The sequence below is a fragment of the Streptomyces sp. NPDC048295 genome (assembly GCF_040652135.1).
Classification (GTDB): domain Bacteria; phylum Actinomycetota; class Actinomycetes; order Streptomycetales; family Streptomycetaceae; genus Streptomyces.
On record NZ_JBEZLL010000018.1, the window covers coordinates 43687 to 63190 of the forward strand.

At 71.7% G+C, this 19504-nt stretch carries 20 protein-coding genes; 8 read left to right on the forward strand and 12 right to left on the reverse strand.

What is annotated here, in order from left to right:
* Positions 1–17 precede the first annotated feature (17 nt).
* On the forward strand, positions 18–413 hold the full coding sequence (locus AB0D53_RS25270; protein WP_362450334.1) for a nitroreductase/quinone reductase family protein: 396 nt from the start codon (positions 18–20) through the stop codon (positions 411–413).
* A 68-nt stretch (positions 414–481) separates the two neighbouring features.
* On the opposite strand, the gene AB0D53_RS25275 is transcribed toward AB0D53_RS25270, so the two are convergent.
* The 3 genes from AB0D53_RS25275 to AB0D53_RS25285 all read right to left on the reverse strand — a co-directional run bounded on the left by AB0D53_RS25275 (position 482) and on the right by AB0D53_RS25285 (position 3259).
* Positions 482–1927 (reverse strand): SPFH domain-containing protein, encoded by a 1446-nt coding sequence (locus AB0D53_RS25275; RefSeq protein WP_362450336.1) that lies wholly within the window; start codon positions 1925–1927, stop codon positions 482–484.
* A 226-nt stretch (positions 1928–2153) separates the two neighbouring features.
* Positions 2154–2663 (reverse strand): hypothetical protein, encoded by a 510-nt coding sequence (locus tag AB0D53_RS25280; protein ID WP_362450339.1) that lies wholly within the window; start codon positions 2661–2663, stop codon positions 2154–2156.
* 110 nt (positions 2664–2773) lie between these two features.
* Entirely contained in the window at positions 2774–3259 is a 486-nt protein-coding gene (locus AB0D53_RS25285) for a peroxiredoxin (RefSeq protein ID WP_362450342.1), read from the reverse strand.
* 97 nt (positions 3260–3356) lie between these two features.
* On the opposite strand from AB0D53_RS25285, the gene AB0D53_RS25290 reads away from it, so the two are divergent.
* The 4 genes from AB0D53_RS25290 (at position 3357) to AB0D53_RS25305 (ending at position 8650) form a co-directional block, all read left to right on the forward strand.
* A complete protein-coding gene (locus AB0D53_RS25290; protein WP_362450344.1) occupies positions 3357–4067 on the forward strand; it encodes an alpha/beta hydrolase in 711 nt (236 codons plus the stop codon).
* Positions 4068–4303: 236 nt separating this feature from the next.
* Positions 4304–6349, forward strand: a complete 2046-nt coding sequence (locus AB0D53_RS25295) for a DUF4157 domain-containing protein (protein WP_362450598.1) — start codon at positions 4304–4306, stop codon at positions 6347–6349.
* 129 nt (positions 6350–6478) lie between these two features.
* Entirely contained in the window at positions 6479–6751 is a 273-nt protein-coding gene (locus AB0D53_RS25300) for a DUF1876 domain-containing protein (RefSeq protein WP_362450346.1), read from the forward strand.
* A 183-nt stretch (positions 6752–6934) separates the two neighbouring features.
* Positions 6935–8650, forward strand: coding sequence for a SpoIIE family protein phosphatase (locus tag AB0D53_RS25305; RefSeq protein WP_362450349.1), 1716 nt, complete (start codon positions 6935–6937; stop codon positions 8648–8650).
* 32 nt (positions 8651–8682) lie between these two features.
* On the opposite strand, the gene AB0D53_RS25310 is transcribed toward AB0D53_RS25305, so the two are convergent.
* From AB0D53_RS25310 to AB0D53_RS25330, 5 genes are read right to left on the reverse strand one after another with little or no spacing between them, the layout of a single operon-like run.
* Entirely contained in the window at positions 8683–9531 is an 849-nt protein-coding gene (locus AB0D53_RS25310) for a GNAT family N-acetyltransferase (protein WP_362450351.1), read from the reverse strand.
* Between the two features lie 41 nt (positions 9532–9572).
* A complete protein-coding gene (locus AB0D53_RS25315; RefSeq protein ID WP_362450354.1) occupies positions 9573–10205 on the reverse strand; it encodes a hypothetical protein in 633 nt (210 codons plus the stop codon).
* Complete coding sequence (locus AB0D53_RS25320) at positions 10202–11512, reverse strand: MAB_1171c family putative transporter (RefSeq protein ID WP_362450357.1); 1311 nt, start codon at positions 11510–11512, stop codon at positions 10202–10204. The genes AB0D53_RS25315 and AB0D53_RS25320 overlap by 4 nt, the downstream gene beginning before the upstream one ends.
* Positions 11513–11569: 57 nt before the next feature.
* Positions 11570–12184, reverse strand: a complete 615-nt coding sequence (locus AB0D53_RS25325) for a toxin (protein WP_362450359.1) — start codon at positions 12182–12184, stop codon at positions 11570–11572.
* 6 nt (positions 12185–12190) lie between these two features.
* On the reverse strand, positions 12191–12652 hold the full coding sequence (locus tag AB0D53_RS25330) for a hypothetical protein (RefSeq protein ID WP_362450361.1): 462 nt from the start codon (positions 12650–12652) through the stop codon (positions 12191–12193).
* 784 nt (positions 12653–13436) lie between these two features.
* Here AB0D53_RS25330 and AB0D53_RS25335 point away from each other — a divergent pair.
* The gene (locus AB0D53_RS25335) at positions 13437–13640 is read left to right on the forward strand and encodes a cold-shock protein (protein ID WP_072487806.1); all 204 of its coding nucleotides are present in this window, start codon (positions 13437–13439) and stop codon (positions 13638–13640) included.
* Between the two features lie 242 nt (positions 13641–13882).
* Complete coding sequence (locus AB0D53_RS25340; RefSeq protein ID WP_362450364.1) at positions 13883–15346, forward strand: DEAD/DEAH box helicase; 1464 nt, start codon at positions 13883–13885, stop codon at positions 15344–15346.
* Between the two features lie 224 nt (positions 15347–15570).
* Here the strand turns inward: AB0D53_RS25340 and AB0D53_RS25345 are convergent, their stop codons facing one another.
* From AB0D53_RS25345 to crcB (AB0D53_RS25360), 4 genes are all read right to left on the reverse strand, one after another.
* Positions 15571–16335, reverse strand: coding sequence for an SDR family oxidoreductase (locus tag AB0D53_RS25345; RefSeq protein WP_362450366.1), 765 nt, complete (start codon positions 16333–16335; stop codon positions 15571–15573).
* 456 nt (positions 16336–16791) lie between these two features.
* Positions 16792–17166 carry a fluoride efflux transporter CrcB gene (crcB, locus tag AB0D53_RS25350; RefSeq protein WP_362450368.1) on the reverse strand — a complete coding sequence of 125 codons (375 nt, stop codon included), beginning with the start codon at positions 17164–17166 and terminating at the stop codon, positions 16792–16794.
* Positions 17163–17519, reverse strand: a complete 357-nt coding sequence (locus AB0D53_RS25355) for a DUF190 domain-containing protein (protein ID WP_362450370.1) — start codon at positions 17517–17519, stop codon at positions 17163–17165. Before AB0D53_RS25355 ends, crcB (AB0D53_RS25350) begins: the two co-directional genes overlap by 4 nt.
* Positions 17516–17926, reverse strand: a complete 411-nt coding sequence (gene crcB / locus AB0D53_RS25360) for a fluoride efflux transporter CrcB (protein ID WP_362450372.1) — start codon at positions 17924–17926, stop codon at positions 17516–17518. The genes AB0D53_RS25355 and crcB (AB0D53_RS25360) overlap by 4 nt, the downstream gene beginning before the upstream one ends.
* Positions 17927–18163: 237 nt before the next feature.
* On the opposite strand from crcB (AB0D53_RS25360), the gene guaD reads away from it, so the two are divergent.
* Positions 18164–19504, forward strand: a complete 1341-nt coding sequence (guaD, locus tag AB0D53_RS25365; RefSeq protein ID WP_362450374.1) for a guanine deaminase — start codon at positions 18164–18166, stop codon at positions 19502–19504.

A 19504-nucleotide genomic window follows, 5' to 3' on the forward strand; every position in this document is an offset into this window, starting at 1 on the left:
GGCGGAAAGGACACGCGATGGCGGACTTTCGGGATCTGAAGTTCAGGGCGGTCGCGTCGCTCCAGCGGCACGTGGTGAACCCGCTGGCCAGGCGGTCGGGATCGCAGATCCTGCTGGAGACGACGGGGCGGTCCTCCGGGCTGCCGCGCCGTACCCCGGTCGGCGGTCGCCGTGTGGGCCAGGAGTTCTGGCTGGTCTCCGAGTACGGCGACAAGTCGCAGTACATCCGCAACATCCGGGCCGACCCCCGGGTCCGGGTCCGTATCGCGGGTCGCTGGTACGACGGGACCGCGCACCCGCTGCCCCAGGACGACGCCCGGGCCAGGCTCAGGACCCTGCCGCGTTACAACAGCGCCGTCGTGCGGGCGGTGGGTACGGATCTGCTGACCGTGCGGGTGGATCTCGCGGACTGAGCCCGGACATGGGCGTGCCCGGGTGGTGTGCGACCACCCGGGCACGCGAGGCCGCCGGAGCGGCCCGGTCAGTCGGTGATCTCGATCTTGCCGTTCTGGGCGCCGTCCTGGGCGGCCTCCGGCTGGGCCGGGACCTTTGCCCCGGCGCCCGAGCCCTTGAGGTTCTTCAGCAGGGCGGCGAGGTCGACTCCCGTGGTGGAGCTGAGGAGTTCCATGCCCTGGGCGACGTTGTCGGCGACCGTACGCGACAGTTGGCTCGCGCCGTCCGTCGAGATCACGGTCATCTTGTCGACGGCGCTCAGCGGCTCGGACGCCTTGGCGACGACCTGCGGCAGCACCTCGACCAGCATCTGGAGCACGGCCGCGTCGCCGTACTGCGCGAAGGCGTCCGCCTTCTTCTGCATGGCCTCGGCCTCGGCCGTGCCCTTCGCCGCGATGGCCGCGGCCTCCGCCTCGCCCTCGATGCGCACGGCGTCGGCGAGCGCCGAGCGGTGCAGCTTCTCGCCCTGACCGGTGAGCCGGGAGCGCTCGGCGTCCGCCTCGGCCTCCTTGACCTGGGCGATCCGGCGGGCCTCGGCCTCCTGCTCCGCCTGGTAGCGGGCGGCGTCGGCGGGCTTGCGGACCTTGGTGTCGAGTTCGCGGTCGGTCAGCGCGGCCTGGCGCTCGGCGACCTTCTCCTGCTCGGTGAGGACTTCCTGCTGACGGGCCGCCTCGGCGAGCGGGCCCGCCGCGTTGGCCTTGGCCGCAGCCGCCTCGGTCTCGGCCTTGATCTCGGCCTGCTTGAGGTAGAAGGTCCGCTCGGCGATGGCGATCTCCTCGGCGGCCTTCAGCCGGGCCTGCTCGGAGGCCTGCTTGGCGATCGCCTCGGCGATGTCCGCCTCCTGCTTGGCGCGGGCGGCCTCGGGGCGGCCGAGGTCCTCCAGGTACGAGCCCTCGGTGGTGATGTCCTGGATCTGGAAGGCGTCCAGGATCAGGCCCTGGCCGGAGAGGCTGGCCTCGGCCTCCTCCGCCACCTGGCCGGCGAACGCGGCCCGGTCGCGGATGATGTCCTCGACCGACATCCGGCCGACGATGGCGCGCAGCGCACCGGAGAGCACTTCCTGGGTGAAGCCGACGATGCCGTCCTGCTGCTGGAGGAAGCGCTGGGCCGCGGCGCGGATCGCTTCCTCGCTGCCGCCGACCTTGACGATCGCGACGCCCTCCAGGTTGGACTTCACACCGCGCAGGGTGACGGCGCCGCGCACCGCGATCGGGATGTGCCGGCTGGAGAGGTCCAGGGTGAACTTCTGCTGGACGAACGGGACGACGAAGACGCCGCCGCCGACGACGACCTTCTGGCCGCTGTTGTCGATGCTGGTGCGGCCGGTCACCGGGTCGGTGGACTTCTTGCCGCGGCGGCCGGTGATGATGAAAGCCTCGCTGGGCCCGGCGACCTTGTAGCGGGTGATGACGACGAGGGCGAGCAGCACCAGGAGTACGACGACTCCGACGACTGCGGTCACGACTGGGCTCATAAGGGTTTCCTCCCTGCCTCCCTGTGGGGACGGCAGCTCGGTCTCGGGCGGTGCGCCGCGCCGCGGTGCGGTGTGGCGCAGTGCGGTGCGGCGTGGCGCGGTGGATCGGGATCGGGCGGTGGCCGGTGCCCGACGGGTCGGGCTCGGTGTCCGGCGGTTCGGACTTGGTGTCCGGCGGTTCGGGCTCGGCGCCCGCCGGTTCGGGCTCGGTGTCCGGTGGTCGGACTCAGCGCTCGACGGGGCGGACCGCGACCGAGGTGGCCGACAGTGCGGCCTCCACCCAGATCTCGGCGCCGCGCTCCACCGGCGCCGCGCTCTTCGCCGCCAGCTTCACGTGCTGGCCCGCGAGCCGCAGCAGGACCTCGCCGTAGCCGTCGGCCGGGATGGCCGTGACGACCGACCCGGACGTGCCGACGAGGTCCTCGCCGCGCGGTGTGGTGCTGGTCTGGTCCCGCATCAGGGCCTTGCTGAACTTCCAGGTCAGCCAGGCCGCGACGAGTCCGGCCAGCACTCCCGCGACGGTCGCGGCGACCGTTCCGGCGCTGGTGGCGCCGAGCACGATCGCGCCGCCGAATCCGAGCATCGAGAGGAATCCGGCGATGACCGGGAGGGACAGCAGACCGTCGAAGAGGCCGTCCAGCACACCGCCGAAGAGGCCTTCGAGGATTCCGTCGAAGATCAGCGACAACGCGAGCAGAACGATTCCCGCGATGCCGAGACCGAGAAACAAGGTCACGTGATCACCCTCCCCGAGATCTCCCCGAAATCCCCCGAAAATTTCCGTCGAACTGGGTGGATGATCCCATAAGCGCCTGGCGGCTCGTACTGCCGGGTTCCGGCAATCTTTTACGCGCTCTTGATGCCGGAGAGCTGCTCGGTGAGTTTGTCGAGCGACTGGTACGTGGCGCCGAGCAGCGCGACGTGCTTCCAGCGCAGCACCCCGTCGGGGCCGATGAGGAAGATCGAGCGGCGCACCCCGATCCCGGGCGCCGCGACGCCGTACGCCCGCGCGGTGTCCCGTCCGGTGTCCGCGAGCAGCGGCATCCGCAGACCATGGCTGCGGGCGAAGGACTCGTGGCTGTCCACACCCTGTGGACTGATTCCCCAGACCTCCGCGTCGAGCTCGCCGAAGGCCTCCAGGCCCGAGGAGTACGAGCAGAGCTGCTTGGTGCATACGGCCGTGTTGTCGCCCGGGTAGAAGGCCAGGACCACGCTACGGCCGCGCGCTCCGGCGAGCGGGTAGTCGCGGCGTTCGAAGTCCTCGCCGGTGAGTACACCGCCCGGAAGGGTGAAGTCCGGTGCGGGCAGGCCGAGTTGCGGTGACGATCCCATGTCGGTTCCTCCGTGGTCCGGTGTGGCCGGGTTTCTTTCCCGCGCCGTGCGTACAGCATGCTCGGTACGGGTCCGGCTCCCGCACCAGGAGGTACGTATGGCACGTCCGCCGTCCGCCCGTCGCCCGTCCGCGGCCGTGCTCCTGCTGCACGGCGGCGTCGAGACGGGCCCGGCCGCGCCGCTGCCCGGTCCCCTGAACCTGCCCGCCATGCGGATGCGCCCGTTCGCCCGGTCCGTCGCCGGGGCGACCTGCGGCGCCGGAGGAGACGTACTCGTACGCACCGTCCGCTATGTGCACCGCGGCTGGAACGGCCCCCGCGCGGACCCGCTGCGCGACGCCGTACGCGCCCTCGACGCACTGGGCCGCGAGGCCGGGGAGATCCCGGTGGTCCTGGTCGGCCACTCGATGGGGGCCCGCGCCGCCCTGCGCGCCGCCGGTCACCCGCTGGTGCGCGGGGTGGTCGGCCTCGCCGCCTGGTGTCCGGACGACGACCCGGTCGACCAGCTCGCGGACCGCGACGTCGTCCTGCTGCACAGCACCCGGGACCGGATCACGAGCCCTCGCGCGGCCCAACTGCTCACGGCCCGTGCCCGGCTCGCCGGTGCCCGCTCCTGTCTCGTCGCGATCCGGGGCAGCGACCACGGGATGGTCCGGCGCGCGGGGGAGTGGCACGCGCTGACGGCCCGGATCGTCGCCGGACTACTGCGACTGGGCCCGCTCCCCGGGCCGGTCGCGGATGCGCTCTGCCTCCCGCCGGACGCCCCGGCGGTCGACGGCACGCTCGATCTGGACCTGCTGGGAGCCTGACGGGGCGCCGCGTTGCCTGTGCGCCCGAGGCGGCGCCGGAAACACCCGCCGGACACTGCCCGCGCGGCTACCCCGTCCTGTCCGCCCGGCCACCCCACCCTGCCCTCAACCCCCTAGCCGTACCCCCGGCCCACCCCGTATCCAGGAGGCGTCGGTGTTCCCGGAGGGGAAGAGGTCCCGTTGTGCGTGCCCAGGACCAGGACAGGGCCAGGGGGAACGAGCGCTCCCGTACGCCGGTGGCGCCCACTCCGGTGGCGGGGCGCGGGGTGCCGCCGACGGGGCTGATGGCGCAGCAGGGCAGTGTGGGAAACGCGGTCGTCCTGCAGATGCTTCGTGAGGCCGGGCATCCCTGGGCGGGCGAGGCGGGTGGCGCGGGCGAACAGGACGCGCCCCACGTGCAGCGTTCCGCCGTGCACGACGTGCTGCGCGGGCCCGGCCGGCCGTTGGACGGCGCGCTCCGTGCCGAGATGGAATCCCGGCTGGGCGCGGACTTCTCGGATGTCCGTGTGCACGACGACACCGCCGCCAGAGCCTCCGCCGCCGAGATCGGTGCTCACGCCTACACCAGTGGCAGCCATATCGTCCTCGGTGGTGGCGGCGTCGACCGGCACACTCTCGCGCATGAGCTGACGCACGTCGTCCAGCAGCGCCGGGGGCCGGTGAGCGGGCAGGACAACGGGGCCGGGCTGCGGGTCTCCGATCCGTCCGACCGATTCGAGCGGGAGGCGGAGAACACGGCGAGCCGGGTCATGGCCGCGCCCGTACCCACCGTGCCCACCGTCCCCGCAAGCCCCGCGTCCCCCGTGTCCGACGTGACCGGTGACGATTCCCGGCGGGGTGGCGAGCCCCTGCAACGGGCCGTCCCGGCCACCGGCACAGGGACGCCGGTGATCCAGCGGAAGTCGCGCTTCAGCAGCATCACGCCCAGGGAGACGAACGCTCCGCTGCCCGTGGACAGCCTGCACACCGCGTTCGAGCAGTACTTCCGGGAAGTCGGGCTGCCGGAGCAGTACCTCTTCGCCCCGCTGGGCCTGGTCAGGTCCGCGGACTACCGGACCGGCTTCCACCGGGCCGGACAGGTCACCGCGGAGATCGACCCGGCGTCCCACCGCAACGCGGACGGCAGCAACCGGGACAACGGGGTGATCGGGCCGTACGGCCACTTCGGCGTCATGGAGCGGGCCATCTTCGGGCGGCAGAACCTGGGCAACACCTACGACGGCGGGCATCTGGTCGAGCACACCCTGATGGAGGCACGGGACGCGGATGTGCACGGCAACATCGCGCCCCAGGAGAACAGGAACTTCAACCAAGGGCTGATGCGGGGCTGGGAGAGCATCCCCGAGGAACTGATGCGTACCGGGCAGCCGTTCCTCTACCGGGTCGAGGTGCGGTACTCCTCGGACACGTACCGGCGGACCGGACAGCAGCTGGTGGCGGCGGGCATCATTCCCGGCCCGGTCCTCGACGCACTGGCGAAGAAGCCGTCGCCGGTCGACCCCACCCGGACCCTGGCCGACCACTTGTACGCGGAGACCGTCTCGTTCCAGCGCTGGGTGCCGACACAGTGGGTGGGGACGGTGCAGGAGCCCACCGGGGCGGCCCTGCCCACGCTGACCCTCACCAAGGGCGCGCACTTCAGGAACCTGCACGGTTCGCAGGCCGACGCCATGAACGGCGTGGTGGACCCGGTCGCCCACGCGCTGGCCACCAACTCCGGTCTCCCCGGCCTGCCCCGGCAGAACTCGGGGACCCTGGGCGGCTACATCGAGACCGCCGCCGTGACCAACACCGGGCTTCTGTCGGTCGGCGGCCTGCCGTCGCTCTCGGCGCACATGTATCAGCCCGAGCCGCAGGATCTCGCCGATCAGCCCACCGCCACCACCACGCCCGCCGGAGCGGCACCGGCGCAGCTTCCCGCGTCGAGCATCGTCGTGAACATCCTTCCGCAGCAGGTGAGGCTGGCCGAGCTGTACCGGGAGCTGATGAGCATCGAGACGAAGAAGCGGAAGCGGCCCGGCGGGGAGCTGTCGAACGAGAACAAGGCGGCCGCGACGATCGACCAGGACGCCAAGAACGCGTCGGTCGGCTTCCGGACCCTGCGCACGCTGCTCGGCAACGCCGAGGACGGGAAGAAACTCGTCCTCGCCATCAGGGGACACGACGCGAGCACCGCCTTCAAGCACGGCGCGTTCGTCGAGGCCGTCCACCGCTCCGGCCTCGGCATGGACTTCCGCCGGACTCTGCTCGCGCTCGGATACGACCCCAACCTCGTGGCGTGACGAGGGAGCGGGAGAGGCCCGCCCGGCCCCGCCGCGCCGCGTGGGAGCGGGGCGTGGTGCGGTGCCGTGGTGCGGTGCCGTGGTGCAGGGGCGCGGTAACGGGAGCACCCTGGTAGGGAGGTGATCGTCATGGTGATGACAACTGTCGGGTGGCATATCGAACTCGAATTCGACGAGGACACCCACCGCACCCGTGCGGCCGCCATGGTGCGGCTCCCGGACGGGAGCGAGGTGCGCGCCCACGGGTACGCGAGCCGCCATCCTTCCGACAAGAACCAGCCGAGGGTGGGCGAAGAGATCGCGGGAGCCAGAGCGCTCAACGAACTGGCGATGAAGATGCTGACGAAGGCGCACGACGAGATCGACGAGGTGTCCGGCCGGACCTCGCACCCGCTGGCCTGACCAGCACGAGAGAACTGATCGAGGGGCCGGGCCCCGCGAACCCTTCCGGGCCCGGCCGGGCCGGCGGACGCCCGGCCCGCGGCGGTGGTCCGCGGATGCGGTCTGCGGATGCGCGGCGGGGGCGGGCGGCCGACGATTGAGGGGCGGGCAGCGGGTGGTCCGCGCCCGCCCCAGGAGGTGGACGTGGCGGCCGATGTGTACGCGGACAGCCCTGTGCCGTTCGACCCCGGTGCCCTGGCGGCCCTGGTCGACGGGACCATGGCCGGGGTGGGCGTGCTCGACACCGGGCTGCGCTACCTCTACGTCAACCCGGCCCTCGAACGGATCAACGGCATCCCGGCCGCCGAACATCTCGGGCGTACCGTCACCGAGGTCCTTCCCGGGCTCGACGCGCGTGAGGACATGATGCGGGCGGTGCTCGCCGACGGGAAGCCCCGCGAGATCACCGTCAGCGGCTTCACCGCCCAGGACGCCACGGTCCGGCGGCAGTGGCACGGGGCGTTCCACCGGCTGGAGTCCGACGGGCGGGTCGTGGGGCTGGCCGGGATCGTGCTGGAGGTCATGGCCGCGGACAAGGAGCAGCGGGAGCTGGAGCAGGCCCGGCGCCATCTGACCCTGCTCGACACCGCGGCCGCCCGGATCGGCACCACCCTGGACATGGACGCCACCTGCGCCGAGCTCGTCGACCTCGTCGTGCCGGGGCTGGCGGACCTCGCGACGGTCGAGGTGTTCCCGCCCGACGTCGCCCCGCCGGTCCGCCCCGCGCCTCCCGGGGTGCTGAGGCTGCGGCGGGCGGCGCTGAAGGCCGTGCCGGGGCTGAGCGAGGAGCTGGACGGGTTCGGGCTGACCGGCGAGTACATCGACTACCAGGACAGCGCGGCCGTACCGCGCTGTCTGGCCACCGGCCGGCCGGTGGTGGAGAACCTCACCACCGACGAGCAGCTGTTGCGCTCCGCCCCCGGCCCCGAACGGCTCGCCGCCTACCGCGCCCTCGGGATGCACTCGGCGGTCATCGTGCCCGTCACCGTGCGCAGCGGCCCGCTCGGCATCCTCGGTCTGATCCGGGCGGGTGACTCACCGGTGTTCAGCGACGAGGACGTGGTGGTCGCCCGGGAGCTCGCGAGCCGGGCCGCCGTCGCTCTCGACCACGCCCGCCGGTACGCCCATGAGCACACCATCGCCCTGGAGCTCCAGCGTTCCCTGCTGTCCGAACCGCGCCCGCCGCACCCGCACATCGAGATCGCCACCCGCTATCTGCCGGCCGGCCGGAGCGTGCTGGTCGGCGGCGACTGGTTCGACGTCATCCCGCTGCGGGACGGGCGGCACCTCAAGGCGATGGGCGATGTGATGGGGCACGGGGTGGAGGCGGCGGTCGCCATGAGCCACTACCGCTCCATGCTGCGGATGTTCGCCGAGGACGAGCTGCCGCCGCACCGGATCCTGGAGCGGCTCGACCGGCTGGTGGAGCGGTCCGGGCTGGACCGGGCGGCGACCTGTCTGCTGGCCGTCGTCGACCGGTTCGGCGGGGCGTGCGAGGTGGCGAGCGCCGGGCATCTGCCACCGGTGCTGATCGACCCGCTGGAAGGGGCCAGGGTGTGCGACGAGATGGCGGTGGGGCCGCCGCTCGGCACCGGGTTCGGCGGGTACCGGACGACGCTGCTGGAGTTCGATCCGGGCACGGTGCTGTTCCTGTACACCGACGGTCTGGTCGAGCGGCGCGGCGAGGACATCGACGTCTCGGTCGGACGCCTCAAGGAACTGGCCCTGCCGCCCGGCGGCAGCCTCGACGGCCTGCTGGACGACGTCCTCAAGCGGTTCGGTCCGGGTGCCGAGGACGACATAGCGGTGCTGGCCTCCCGTACCCGGAGCCAGGCGGCGCTGATGCCCGACGCCACCTGACCCGGACGGGAGCCCCTGACCCCGGGCGGCCGTCAGCCCAGCTCCAGGCTGGTGATGCCGAACAGTCCGGCGTGGTCGACGTCCGGCGCCGGTCCCGTGTACATCCGGGCCGTCTCGAACGACGGGGTGAGGCCCAGCTCTTCGGCGAGCCGCACCGCCGCCGGGTTGACGTCGGGCACGTCGATCGCGACCGGCACGCCGGGATCGGCCGCCGCCAGCGCACCGACCAGAGCACCCGCCACCTCGGGCGATTCCGCGTACACGGGACCGATGCGCGACGACGCACGGCAGGGGCGCATCACGGCCAGGCCGCGCAGCTCCCCGTCACGGACGGCCGCGAGGGAGATGCGTGTGGGGTGGGCGATCCACGGGGCGAGGAAGCTGTCCCGCTCGGCCGGGAAGAAGCGGCGGTCGTAGGCGGCGAGCCGGTCGAACGGGACGGTGCGCCCGTCGACCAGCTCCGTACCGGCCGGGGTGGCCGGGGCGGCGGGCGGCAGGCCCTCGTACCGCATGTTCGTCCATACGGAACGGAAGCCGGACTTACGGTAGTTGGGCTGCTGCGCCACCACCCCGTCGAGCCCGACGTTGCGCCCCTCCAGCCGCGCCATGCCGGCCTGCCAGAGCCGGATGCCGTATCCCCGGCCGCGCAGGTGCGGCCGGGTGAGGTAGAAGCCGAGGAACCCGAAACCGGAGCCGTAGCGGACGACGGAGACGCAGGAGACCGGCTCGCCGTCGAGGCGGCCGATCAGGAAGCCCCGGGGATCGGCGGCGAAGAAGGCGTGACGGTCGGTCAGCCCGGGATTCCAGCTCTCCTCGTGGGCCCATTCGGCGAGCATCGTGAGGTCGTCGGCGCTTGCGGTGGTGATCTCGAAGTTCGGCACGGGGCACCTGTACCCCGCCGGACGGCCGTTTCAACGACGGTTCACACGAACAGGAACACACCCGCCGTCGCCGCCCCCAGCGAGCCCCCGGCGACGGTCTGCGCCACCGAGTGGTACCCGAGCGCGACGCGCGACCAGCACACGGCGACCGTCATCGTGTAGGCGAGCAGCCACCACGGCGAGTGGACCGCGGCGAGCAGGGCGACCACGGCCGAGGCGACCGCGGCGTCCACCGAGATCTTCCAGACCGTGTTGACGGCCAGCAGGACGACGGTCATCGCCCAGAGGGCGAGCATCGCCGCGAGGATGCCGGTGGGGGCGTGGCCCAGGACCATCACCAGCGAGCCGATGCCGATGGAGCCGAGGATGACGAAGAAGATCGGGGCCCGCTTGGTGCGGTCGACGACATGGCGGTCGCCCCAGGTGCCGCGCCCGCGCTCCCACTCGATGTACCCGGCGGGTACGAGGCCCGCGCACAGGGCGCCGAGGAATCCCCAGAGCAGACCGGTCCAGTGACCGGCGGCGGCCAGGCCGACGCCGAGCATGCCGATGAGCAGGAGGTTGCGGGGCTGGAAGACGTCGGTGACGGTACGCGCGGTGGCGTGGTCCGGCGACGCGGTGGTGTCGGTGGTGTCGGTGTTGTCGGGGGTGGCGGTGTTGCCGGTGGGGGTCATGCCGTCTCCTCGGTGGAGGCCGTGCGGGGCGCTGCGGTTGCGGTTGCGCTTGCGGTGGACGGGGTGGGTGCGGCATCCGCCAGCACCTGTGCCGCCCGGTTCTGCGGGACCGTCCGGTAGGCGGTGGCGACCCGGACCAGCCAGGCCACCTCGCCGTCCTGGTCGGTGGCGTGCTGGGTCTCCACCGCCGCGGCGACGGAGGCGGGTGCCCCGCTGTTCTTCGCGGTGAGCGCCGCCTTGATCCAGTACGCCTCGGCGAGCGGGCCCGCCCGGTCCGGGTCCGTGCCGCCGTCTGCCGCCGCGGCGGCCTTCGCGGCCGGGAGCAGGGTGTCGGGCACGTAGTGGCGCAGCTTCTCCACCGCGTCGGCGATGTCGGCGGCCCAGCGGTCGATCCGCAGGTCCGCGGGGGTGTCGAAGCGGGTGAGTTCGCGGGCCAGGGAGGCCGGGGGGTCGAAGGGCTGCTCGGGGAAGGCGGTCATCAACTCGCGCCAGAGGCCGTGCAGTTTGACCTGGGCCCGCCAGAGCTTCGCGCGCCGCTGCCCCTTGCTGAGGGCGGGGATGGAGGCGCCCACGGCGAAGAAGGCGAACAGCACCACCTGCGCGGCCTCGGTGATCTCGTCGAAGCGGAGCGCGAAGGACTCGCTCGGGTTGTCGACGACGCTGACCCACAGGAACAGGGTCCGGCTGACGGTGTAGCCGACCCCGATGAACATGGCGAACGTCATCATCCCGAGCCCCACCCGCAGGTAACGGAGCCCGGCATTGGCGGTGGCCAGTGCCCACTGGTACGCGCAGACGGCGGACGCGGCGCCCAAGTAGAGGTAGAACACGCTCATGTACAGCGTGGCCCCCCACTGTCCCGCGTGGTCGGCGACGAAGCGGTCCGAGGGGACGGAGCGGTCGACGACGGTGAAGAACAGCACCGTCAGCAGGATCAGTGTGGCGATCGACGCCTTCGTCGCCACCTGCTGGATGGCACGGGCGAACCGCACATGGCGCGGCACGGTTCCGCCGTCGGGGTACCGGCCGTAGATCGCGACGATGTAGCTGAGGATCGCCAGGATCGCGATCGTCGCCGTGTAGTGCTTGATGAGGACGGCGAGGTCGGTGACGGCGCTGTCGTTGAGCGCGAGCCGTACGGCCCGGGTCTTGGTCCACAGCGCGGCGGCGAACCCCGCGTAGCAGCCCCAGAGGGCCCGGCGGCGCTTGTCTTCTTCGTCGCCCCACAGGGCTGCCGGCATGCGCCACAGGGCGACGGCCGTCATCAGAGCGGCCACGAGGTAGCCGGCGAGGTCGAGCGGGGTCACGGCGGGGTCCTTGGGGTGGTGGTGGGGGGTGGGGAGGCGAGGCGGGGACGGTCGGTGTCAGCTGCGGCGGAACAGGCCCCGGCGGCGGTTGGCGACCGGGCGGGAGAGGGAGTTGGCCAGCCGCCCCACCATGTCGTCGCTGGTCACGTCCATGGCCATGCGGGGGATGAGCGAGGCACCGAACTCGGCCATCCGCTCGTCGAGCGTGTCGTACTGCGCGCGGGCCTGCACGGTGCCGTCCCCCGACCGGAGCGCGTCGGCGATCTCGGCCACGACCGGCGACGGCTGCGGGGGCGAGGGCGGGGGTTCGGTCCCGAGGACCCGGCTGATCAGCGAGGTGTCGAAGACCGGGAGCAGGCGCCGGAGTTGCTCGGGATCGAGGGAGGTCCCGTGGTCGAACCACTCGTGGCACAGCTCGTGCAGGATGACGTGCTGGGTCTGGTACGCGGTCGGCCGGCGGCGGTAGAGCACGAAGCTGGTCCCGCCGGTCTTCAGCCGCAGCCCGCAGGCGGCGTTGACGCGGGCCAGCCGGTCGGGCATCTCGTGCAGCACGATGGTGCGGCCCCGGGCCGCCTCCATGTTCGCCACCAGTGCGTCGATGGAGAAGGGCGCGGGGATGGGCAGATCGGCCAGCCCGGCCTCGCACTCCTTGCGTAGTTCGCGCAGGGACATGGAGGGCTACTTCTCCGGCTCGCCATGGGCGCCGACGCCGTCGGCCGCACCCTGCCGGTCCCTGGCGTCCTCCAGCAGGGAGAGCGCGAACTGCAGCAGCTCCGGCGGGAGACCGTCCTCGTCGAGGCCGCGCCCGGCCACGCCGCTGATCTCCCCCGTGCGCCGCATCGCGAGGAACTGCAGACCGGCGACGACGTCGTCGACGACCTCGGACTCCTCCTTGAAGAACCGCCAGTCCACGCCGAAGCCCAGACCGAGCGCCTTGAGGATGTCCTCGGAGGGCTGGGTGACCTTTCCCGCAAGGATGTTGGAGAAGTAGCTGTGCGAGAGCGACCCGCCGCGCTCCTTGACCAGATCGGCGAAGACGCGCCCCGAGATCTTCTGGCCGGGGAATGTCTTCTCGACCATGTACTCGACCTTCTGCTGCAACGTCCGCAGCTCCGGCGTGCGTTCCTCGACGCTGTCCATCCGGCCCCCCACCTGTCCGTTCCCGTCCGATCGGTGTTCACCGTCGTCGATTCGGTCAACGGGCTCGTACTGTAACGAACCCTGACGCGGCGTCCTCAGTGCGGTGGGCGGTACGGGAACGGGCTTGCGCAAATACGCAACGTCACTGTTAACTCGAAAAAACACGGGCAGGGGACCACGAGGGGAGTCCCTTGCCCGTGATAACAACGGGTTCCGTGTAAATTCACCACGGACAAAAGGTGCATGACGCACATGCATGATGCGCGGACATAGGTGTAGCCCTTCACGACGGGGGATGCGTGAAGGGCTACACGTGCATTATGGCTGCTGGTCAGGCCGTCATCAACTGTCCTCTGCGGCGGCGTGTCCGGGGGTGGGGCCGGTGCGGGGTCGACCTGGGGTGCTCGCCGGCGGGGCCGCGGCGCCCGGCCCGGCCGCGTGAACATTGATTTCCGGCGGACAGAGAATTCACGCGATGTCCGGCTCGATTCTAATGGGCGCCGAATCGGGGCGGAATAAGTGCTGAATCGGATCGGGATCGGAGTTGAATTCTGATCCGGTGTACCGGAATTACTTTCCCTGCCGGGCTGCTTCCGCCGTGCTATTCTGGAAGCAGTTGCAGTTGTGGTTCCCGAAGACTCCAAGTGCGCTCCCCGGCTCAATGTGCCGGGGGCTGCGCTTTTGTGTTTTCCGGTGCTTTTCCGGATGGGGTAATCATCGCGGCGACGTGGGATGCGCACCGTGCGCATCCCCGGGAACTGCCCCCCCATGAAGGAGACAGAACATGGCTACTGGCACCGTCAAGTGGTTCAACGCGGAAAAGGGCTTCGGTTTCATCGAGCAGGACGGCGGCGGTCCCGATGTCTTCGCCCACTACTCGAACATCGCGGCCAGCGGCTTCCGTGAACTCCAGGAAGGTCAGCGGGTGAACTTCGATGTCACGCAGGGCCAGAAGGGCCCGCAGGCGGAGAACATCACCCCCGCCTGATCCCGCCGCTCCGGCGCCGACGCGCTGTGACGACTTGCACGATCGGGGCCCGCACCTCCGGGTGCGGGCCCCGGTTCGCTGTCGTCCGGGTCGGCCGCCGGCCGCCCGAGCCGCTCCGGGGCGGCTCGTTTTTCGCAGCCGGGCTTCGCCCAGGCTTGTCAATGGCCCGTTCTTGCGATTCCTGTGCCGCCCGCCGCCGCAGCGAATTCCTCGATACGTGCCCCGTCGAGGAAGGGTTCTGCATGGACCGCGATCGCACAGCACGTTCGAACGACCGATATTCCCGTACCTCCCGCACTTCCCGTTCCGGCAGTCGCGGGCCCGCCCCCGTGCAGGGGGAGTTCGCGCTGCCGAAGACCATTACCCCGGCGCTGCCCGCCATTTCCGCCTTCGCGGAGCTGGAACTGCCCGGACCGCTGCTCTCGGCGCTCACCGCCGAGGGCGTCACCACGCCGTTCCCGATCCAGGCGGCCACCCTGCCGAACTCCCTCGCGGGGTGCGACGTACTGGGCCGCGGCCGGACCGGTTCCGGCAAGACGCTCGCCTTCGGCCTGGCCCTGCTGGCCCGGATCGCGGGCAACCGGGCCGATGCCCGCCGCCCGTTGGCCCTGGTCCTCGTCCCCACCCGGGAACTGGCCCAGCAGGTCACCGACGCGCTCACCCCGTACGCCCGCGCGCTGAAACTGCGGATGGCCACCGTCGTCGGCGGCATGTCGATCGGCCGGCAGGCCACCGCGCTGCGCGGCGGTGCCGAGGTCGTCGTCGCCACACCGGGCCGGCTCAAGGACCTCGTCGAGCGCCGCGACTGCCGGCTGGACCGGGTCTCCGTCACCGTTCTCGACGAGGCCGACCAGATGTGCGACATGGGGTTCATGCCGCAGGTGACCGAACTGCTCGACCTGGTGCTGCCGCAGGGCCAGCGGATGCTGTTCTCGGCGACCCTGGACCGCAATGTCGACCTGCTCGTACGCAACTATCTGCACGACCCGGTGGTCCACTCGGTCGACCCGGCAGCCGGTGCGGTGACCACGATGGAGCACCACGTGCTCTACGTGCAGGGCGCCGACAAGTTCGCCACCACGACCGAGATCGCGGCCCGCGACGGCCGGGTGCTGATGTTCCTGGACACCAAGCACGCCGTGGACAAGCTCACCGGCCATCTGCTCGGCAGCGGGGTACGGGCCGCCGCGCTGCACGGCGGGAAGTCCCAGCCGCAGCGCACCCGCACCCTGGACCGGTTCAAGAGCGGCCAGATCACGGTGCTGGTCGCGACGAACGTCGCGGCGCGCGGCATCCACATCGACAACCTGGACCTGGTCGTCAACGTCGATCCGCCGACCGACCACAAGGACTATCTGCACCGGGGCGGCCGCACCGCCCGGGCCGGGGAGTCCGGCAGCGTCGTCACGCTGGTGCTGCCGGGACAGCGCCGCGAGATGACCCGGCTGATGGCCGACGCCGGGATCACCCCGCAGATCGCCCAGGTCCGTTCCGGCGAGGCCGAACTGAGCCGGATCACCGGAGCGCGCAAGCCCTCGGGGGTACCCGTCGACGGCAGCGCACCGGTGACGGAGCGCCCCAGGAGCGTGCCCTTCCGGGGCCGGGGCAGCGTGTCCCCGAAGGCGGGCCGGTCACGCCGCTCCGACCAGCCCACCGCGGAGGCACGCGCCGCCGCGAAGCAGCGCCGCGCCAACCGCGGGGGCTAGCGCGCGTCCGCCTGAGAAGCCCCGCCTGCCCGGAGCGATGCGCGGTTCGGCGTCCGCCCGTGAAGCCTCGCCCGGAGGCGTGGCTCATCGGTCGCCTGTGAAGCCCCGCCTGCCCGGAGGCGCGGTGCTGTTCACCGGCCGCCCGGAAGGCCCTGCCCGCCTGGGGCGCGGTGCGGCTTACCGTCCGCCTGTGAAGCCTCGCCCGCCCCGCCCGGAGGCGCGGTTCATCGCCCGCCCGCGACCCGCAGGACCGTCCCGGTCACGTAGGACGCCTCGCCCGACAGCAGCCAGGCGATCGCGGCCGCGATCTCCGGGGCGGATCCGACGCGGCCGAGCGGGATGCCGGGGACGGCGGCGTCCGCGCGGCCCGGGTCTCCCGCCGTGGCGTGCATGTCGGTGTCGACCATGCCGGGGGCGACCGCGTTGACCCGGATGCCGTCGGGCCCCAGCTCCTTGGAGAGCCCGATCGTCAGCGCGTCCGTCGCCGCCTTGGTCGCGGCGTAGTGCACGAAGTCCCCGGGGCTGCCGAGGGTGGCGGCGGCCGAGGAGACATTGACGATCGCGCCCGCCCCGTGGGCCGCCATGTCCTTCGCGGCCCGGCGGCAGCAGAGCAGGTAGCCGAGGAGGTTCACGTCCACGACGCGGCGCAGCGTCTCGGCGGAGGTGTCGGCGAGCCGCCCGAGCGGGCCCGTCACCCCCGCGTTGTTGACCAGCCCGGTCACGGGGCCGAGCTGTTCGGCCGCCGTGTCGAAGAGGCGTTCCACATCGGCCTCCTCGGCGGTGTCCACCCGTACGGTGACGCAACGCGCCCCCGCGGCCCGCACCGCCGCCGCGGTCCGCTCGGCGGCCTCCGCGTTGTTCACGAAGCCCAGGGCGAGGTCGTGCCCGTCGGTCGCCAGACGGATACAGGTCGCGGCGCCGATGCCCCGGCTGCCGCCGGTGACGACGGTGACGGGACGCGATGAAACAGTGGTGCTGCTGTCCGGCACGGGAGGCCTCTCACTTCGCTCGCGGACGACGATCACGACCGATCACGGAGATCACAACCGGTCACGACCGATCGCGACCGATCGCGGAGATCACGGAGATCACGGAGATCACGGAGATCACGGGGATCACCGGGATCACCAGGATCGTGCTGATCAACTCAGCGAACCACCGCGGACGCCGGTGGATCAAGGCCCGCCCATCAGGTGACCGCCGGCGCCTGCCGTTGGAGTGGCGCCGGGCCGCGCACCGGCGTGGTGCCGGGCGCGCGGCGCGAACGGTTGCCTAGCGTCGGCGCCTGACGGACCGCTGTCGGCGCGGAACGGGTTGAATCGCCCGGGCGCTCGGTGACGGTTCCTCCCCAACGGCGTTCCTCTGCCACCGCCTCGCATTGCGGTGGCAGGGGACGCCGGCCGCAGGCCCCGGGGCCTGTCCGGCGGATCGGGGTCCGGCAGGCCCTACGGCCAGAGCACCCCCGCCAGCGCGACCCCGGCGAACGCCGCGCCCAGCCCCGCCGCCACACTTCCCACGACATTGGCCACCGCGTAGGACCTGGCGCCGTCCTCGGCCAGCCGCAGCGTCTCGTAACTGAACGTCGAGTACGTGGTGAGCGCCCCGCACAGTCCCGTGCCGAGCAGCAGCTGCAGATGCGAGGAGGCGGCGCCGGCCGCCACCGCGCCGGTCAGCAGGCCCAGGATCAGCGAGCCCGACACATTGATCGTGAAGGTCCCCCACGGGAAGACGCTGTCGTGCCGGGACTGCACCGCCCGGTCGGTCAGATAACGCAGCGGCGCCCCGACCGCCGCCCCGATGATCACCAGCAGCCAGTTCACCGGCCCCGCTCCCGTCCGCCGCCGAAGCGCACGATCTCGCACTCGTCCAGGACGACCAGACCGCCTTTTGCGACCAGTTCCTCGATGAGCGGCAGGAACGCGCGGATCCGGTCCTCGGTGTCCACGATCACGACCGCCACCGGCAGGTCCTCGCTCAGCGACAGCAGCCGCTGTGTGTGGATCATCGACGAGGCGCCGAAGCCCTCGATCCCCCGGAACACGCTGGCACCCGGGAGCCCCGCCCGGTGCGCCCGGTGCACGATCTCGGTGAAGACCGGCCGGTGGTGCCAGATGTCGGACTCGCCGACGAGCACCGTCAGGCGCAGGGCCCGTTCCGTCTCCGGGGTCGTCATGGCTGCCTCCAGGCCAGCACGCGGCGGGTCGCCCACACCGCACTCCACACCGCCGCGAGAGCCGCGAACAGCGTCAGTCCCAGATAACCCAGGCCCGCACGGACCCGGCCGACGTCGACCAGGCGCTGGATGTCCACCGCGTACGTTGAGAACGTGGTGAACCCGCCGAGCACCCCCGTGCCGAAGAACGGCCGCACCAGCCGGTGCGCCGACCACACCTCGCTGATCACCACCATGAACACGCCGATCACCGCGCATCCGACGGCGTTCACGATCAGCGTCGTCCACGGGAAGCCGCCCGGGGCGGTGGGCCAGATCAGCGTGGCCCCGTAGCGGGCACACGCTCCGATCGCACCACCCAGCGCCACCACCGCGACGACGGATCCTTGCGGATTGGGGGCTCCCATGGGCACATGTCTCCTGCCTGCTCCACGCACCAGGCTATCGCCGCCGCCCGGGCCGGGCGTCCCGGGCAGGGCATCCCGGGCCGCTCACCCGAACGGCCCGCACGGCGCGGGCGGCGGCCACCGCCCCGGGCCCCGGCCCCGTCACCCGTTCGGCCCCGCCCATCCGGCGCTGCGTGACTCCGACGGCTCAACTGTCAGGACGTCGTACACGCTGTCGCACCCGGAGGTACGCCCGAGATGACGACCGGCTCCCCGCAGACCGCCACCGCCACCACCACCGCTGTTCGAGGCACCCTCGTCCGCTACCGGAACGACCCGTTCCTGACGAGCCGGGAGGACGCCTTCGTCCATGAACCGGACGGCCTGCTGATATGCGAGAACGGGAGGATCACCGCGGCCGGTGACTACACGGCCCTGCGCGACCGCATACCCCCGGGTGTCACACCCGTGCACTACCCGGGTCACGTCATCAGCGCCGGATTCATCGACACGCACATCCACTACGTGCAGACCGGCATCATCGCCGCGTTCGGCTCGCAGCTCATCGACTGGCTGAACCACTACACCTTCGTCGAGGAGCAGCGCTTCGCCGACGGCGCCTACGCCCGCAGGGTCGCCTCCGCCTTCTGCGACGAACTGCTGCGCAACGGCACCACCACCGCGCTCACCTTCGCCGCCGTCCACCCGGACTCGGCCGACGCCCTCTTCGAGGAGGCGTCCAGGCGCGACATGCGCATGGTGGGCGGCAAGGTCCTGATGGACCGCAACGCCCCCGACGCCCTCCTGGACACCGCGCAGTCCGGCTACGAGGACTCCAGGAAGCTCATCGAGCGGTGGCACGGCAAGGGCCGCAACCTCTACGCCATCACACCGCGCTTCGCACCCACCAGCACCCCCGAACAGCTCGAAGCGGCAGGGCAGTTGTGGAAGGAGAACCCAGGGACCCTCGTCCACACCCATGTCTCGGAGAACACCGGCGAGATCTCCTGGGTGCGGTCCCTGTTCCCCGAACGCCGCGGCTACCTCGACGTGTACGACCACTACGGGCTCCTCGGTGACGGCGCCGTACTCGCCCACGGCGTCCATCTGACCGGCCGCGAGCGCGACCGCTGCGCCGAGACCGGCACCGCCGTGTCGCACTGCCCGACCTCCAACCTCTTCCTGGGCAGCGGCCTCTTCCACGTCCACGACGCCAAGGACCCCAGGCACCCGATGAAGGTCGGACTGGGTACGGACATCGGCGCCGGCACCAGCTTCTCGCTGCTGTCCACGATGAACGAGGCGTACAAGGTCGCCGAGCTGACCAACTACCCGCTGGACTCCGTCAAGGCGTTCTACCTCGCCACCCGCGGCGGCGCGGAGGCCCTCGGCCTCGAAGACACCATCGGCTCCCTCGAACCCGGCCAGGAGGCGGACTTCGTGATCCTGGACCCCGAGGCCACCCCGCTGCTCGCCCAGCGCACCGCCAGGGTCGAGGACATCGAGGAACTGCTCTTCGTCCTGGCCGTGATGGGCGACGACCGGACCGTGCGCGCGACCTACGTGGCCGGCGCCCTCGCCCACGACCGGGAGGCCTGA

Bases quoted from the DNA above. Each gene is read 5' to 3' on its own strand.
- AB0D53_RS25325 (WP_362450359.1), bottom strand. From the start codon at position 12,184: ATGTCCCTGCGCGAACTACGCAAGGAGTGCGAGGCCGGGCTGGCCGAT.
- AB0D53_RS25290 (WP_362450344.1), top strand. From the start codon at position 3,357: ATGGCACGTCCGCCGTCCGCCCGTCGCCCGTCCGCGGCCGTGCTCCTG.
- AB0D53_RS25330 (WP_362450361.1), bottom strand. From the start codon at position 12,652: ATGGACAGCGTCGAGGAACGCACGCCGGAGCTGCGGACGTTGCAGCAG.
- AB0D53_RS25340 (WP_362450364.1), top strand. From the start codon at position 13,883: ATGGACCGCGATCGCACAGCACGTTCGAACGACCGATATTCCCGTACC.
- AB0D53_RS25270 (WP_362450334.1), top strand. From the start codon at position 18: ATGGCGGACTTTCGGGATCTGAAGTTCAGGGCGGTCGCGTCGCTCCAG.
- AB0D53_RS25355 (WP_362450370.1), bottom strand. From the start codon at position 17,519: ATGACGACCCCGGAGACGGAACGGGCCCTGCGCCTGACGGTGCTCGTC.
- AB0D53_RS25315 (WP_362450354.1), bottom strand. From the start codon at position 10,205: ATGACCCCCACCGGCAACACCGCCACCCCCGACAACACCGACACCACC.
- AB0D53_RS25335 (WP_072487806.1), top strand. From the start codon at position 13,437: ATGGCTACTGGCACCGTCAAGTGGTTCAACGCGGAAAAGGGCTTCGGT.
- crcB (WP_362450372.1), bottom strand. From the start codon at position 17,926: ATGGGAGCCCCCAATCCGCAAGGATCCGTCGTCGCGGTGGTGGCGCTG.
- AB0D53_RS25285 (WP_362450342.1), bottom strand. From the start codon at position 3,259: ATGGGATCGTCACCGCAACTCGGCCTGCCCGCACCGGACTTCACCCTT.
- AB0D53_RS25275 (WP_362450336.1), bottom strand. From the start codon at position 1,927: ATGAGCCCAGTCGTGACCGCAGTCGTCGGAGTCGTCGTACTCCTGGTG.
- AB0D53_RS25300 (WP_362450346.1), top strand. From the start codon at position 6,479: ATGGTGATGACAACTGTCGGGTGGCATATCGAACTCGAATTCGACGAG.
- guaD (WP_362450374.1), top strand. From the start codon at position 18,164: ATGACGACCGGCTCCCCGCAGACCGCCACCGCCACCACCACCGCTGTT.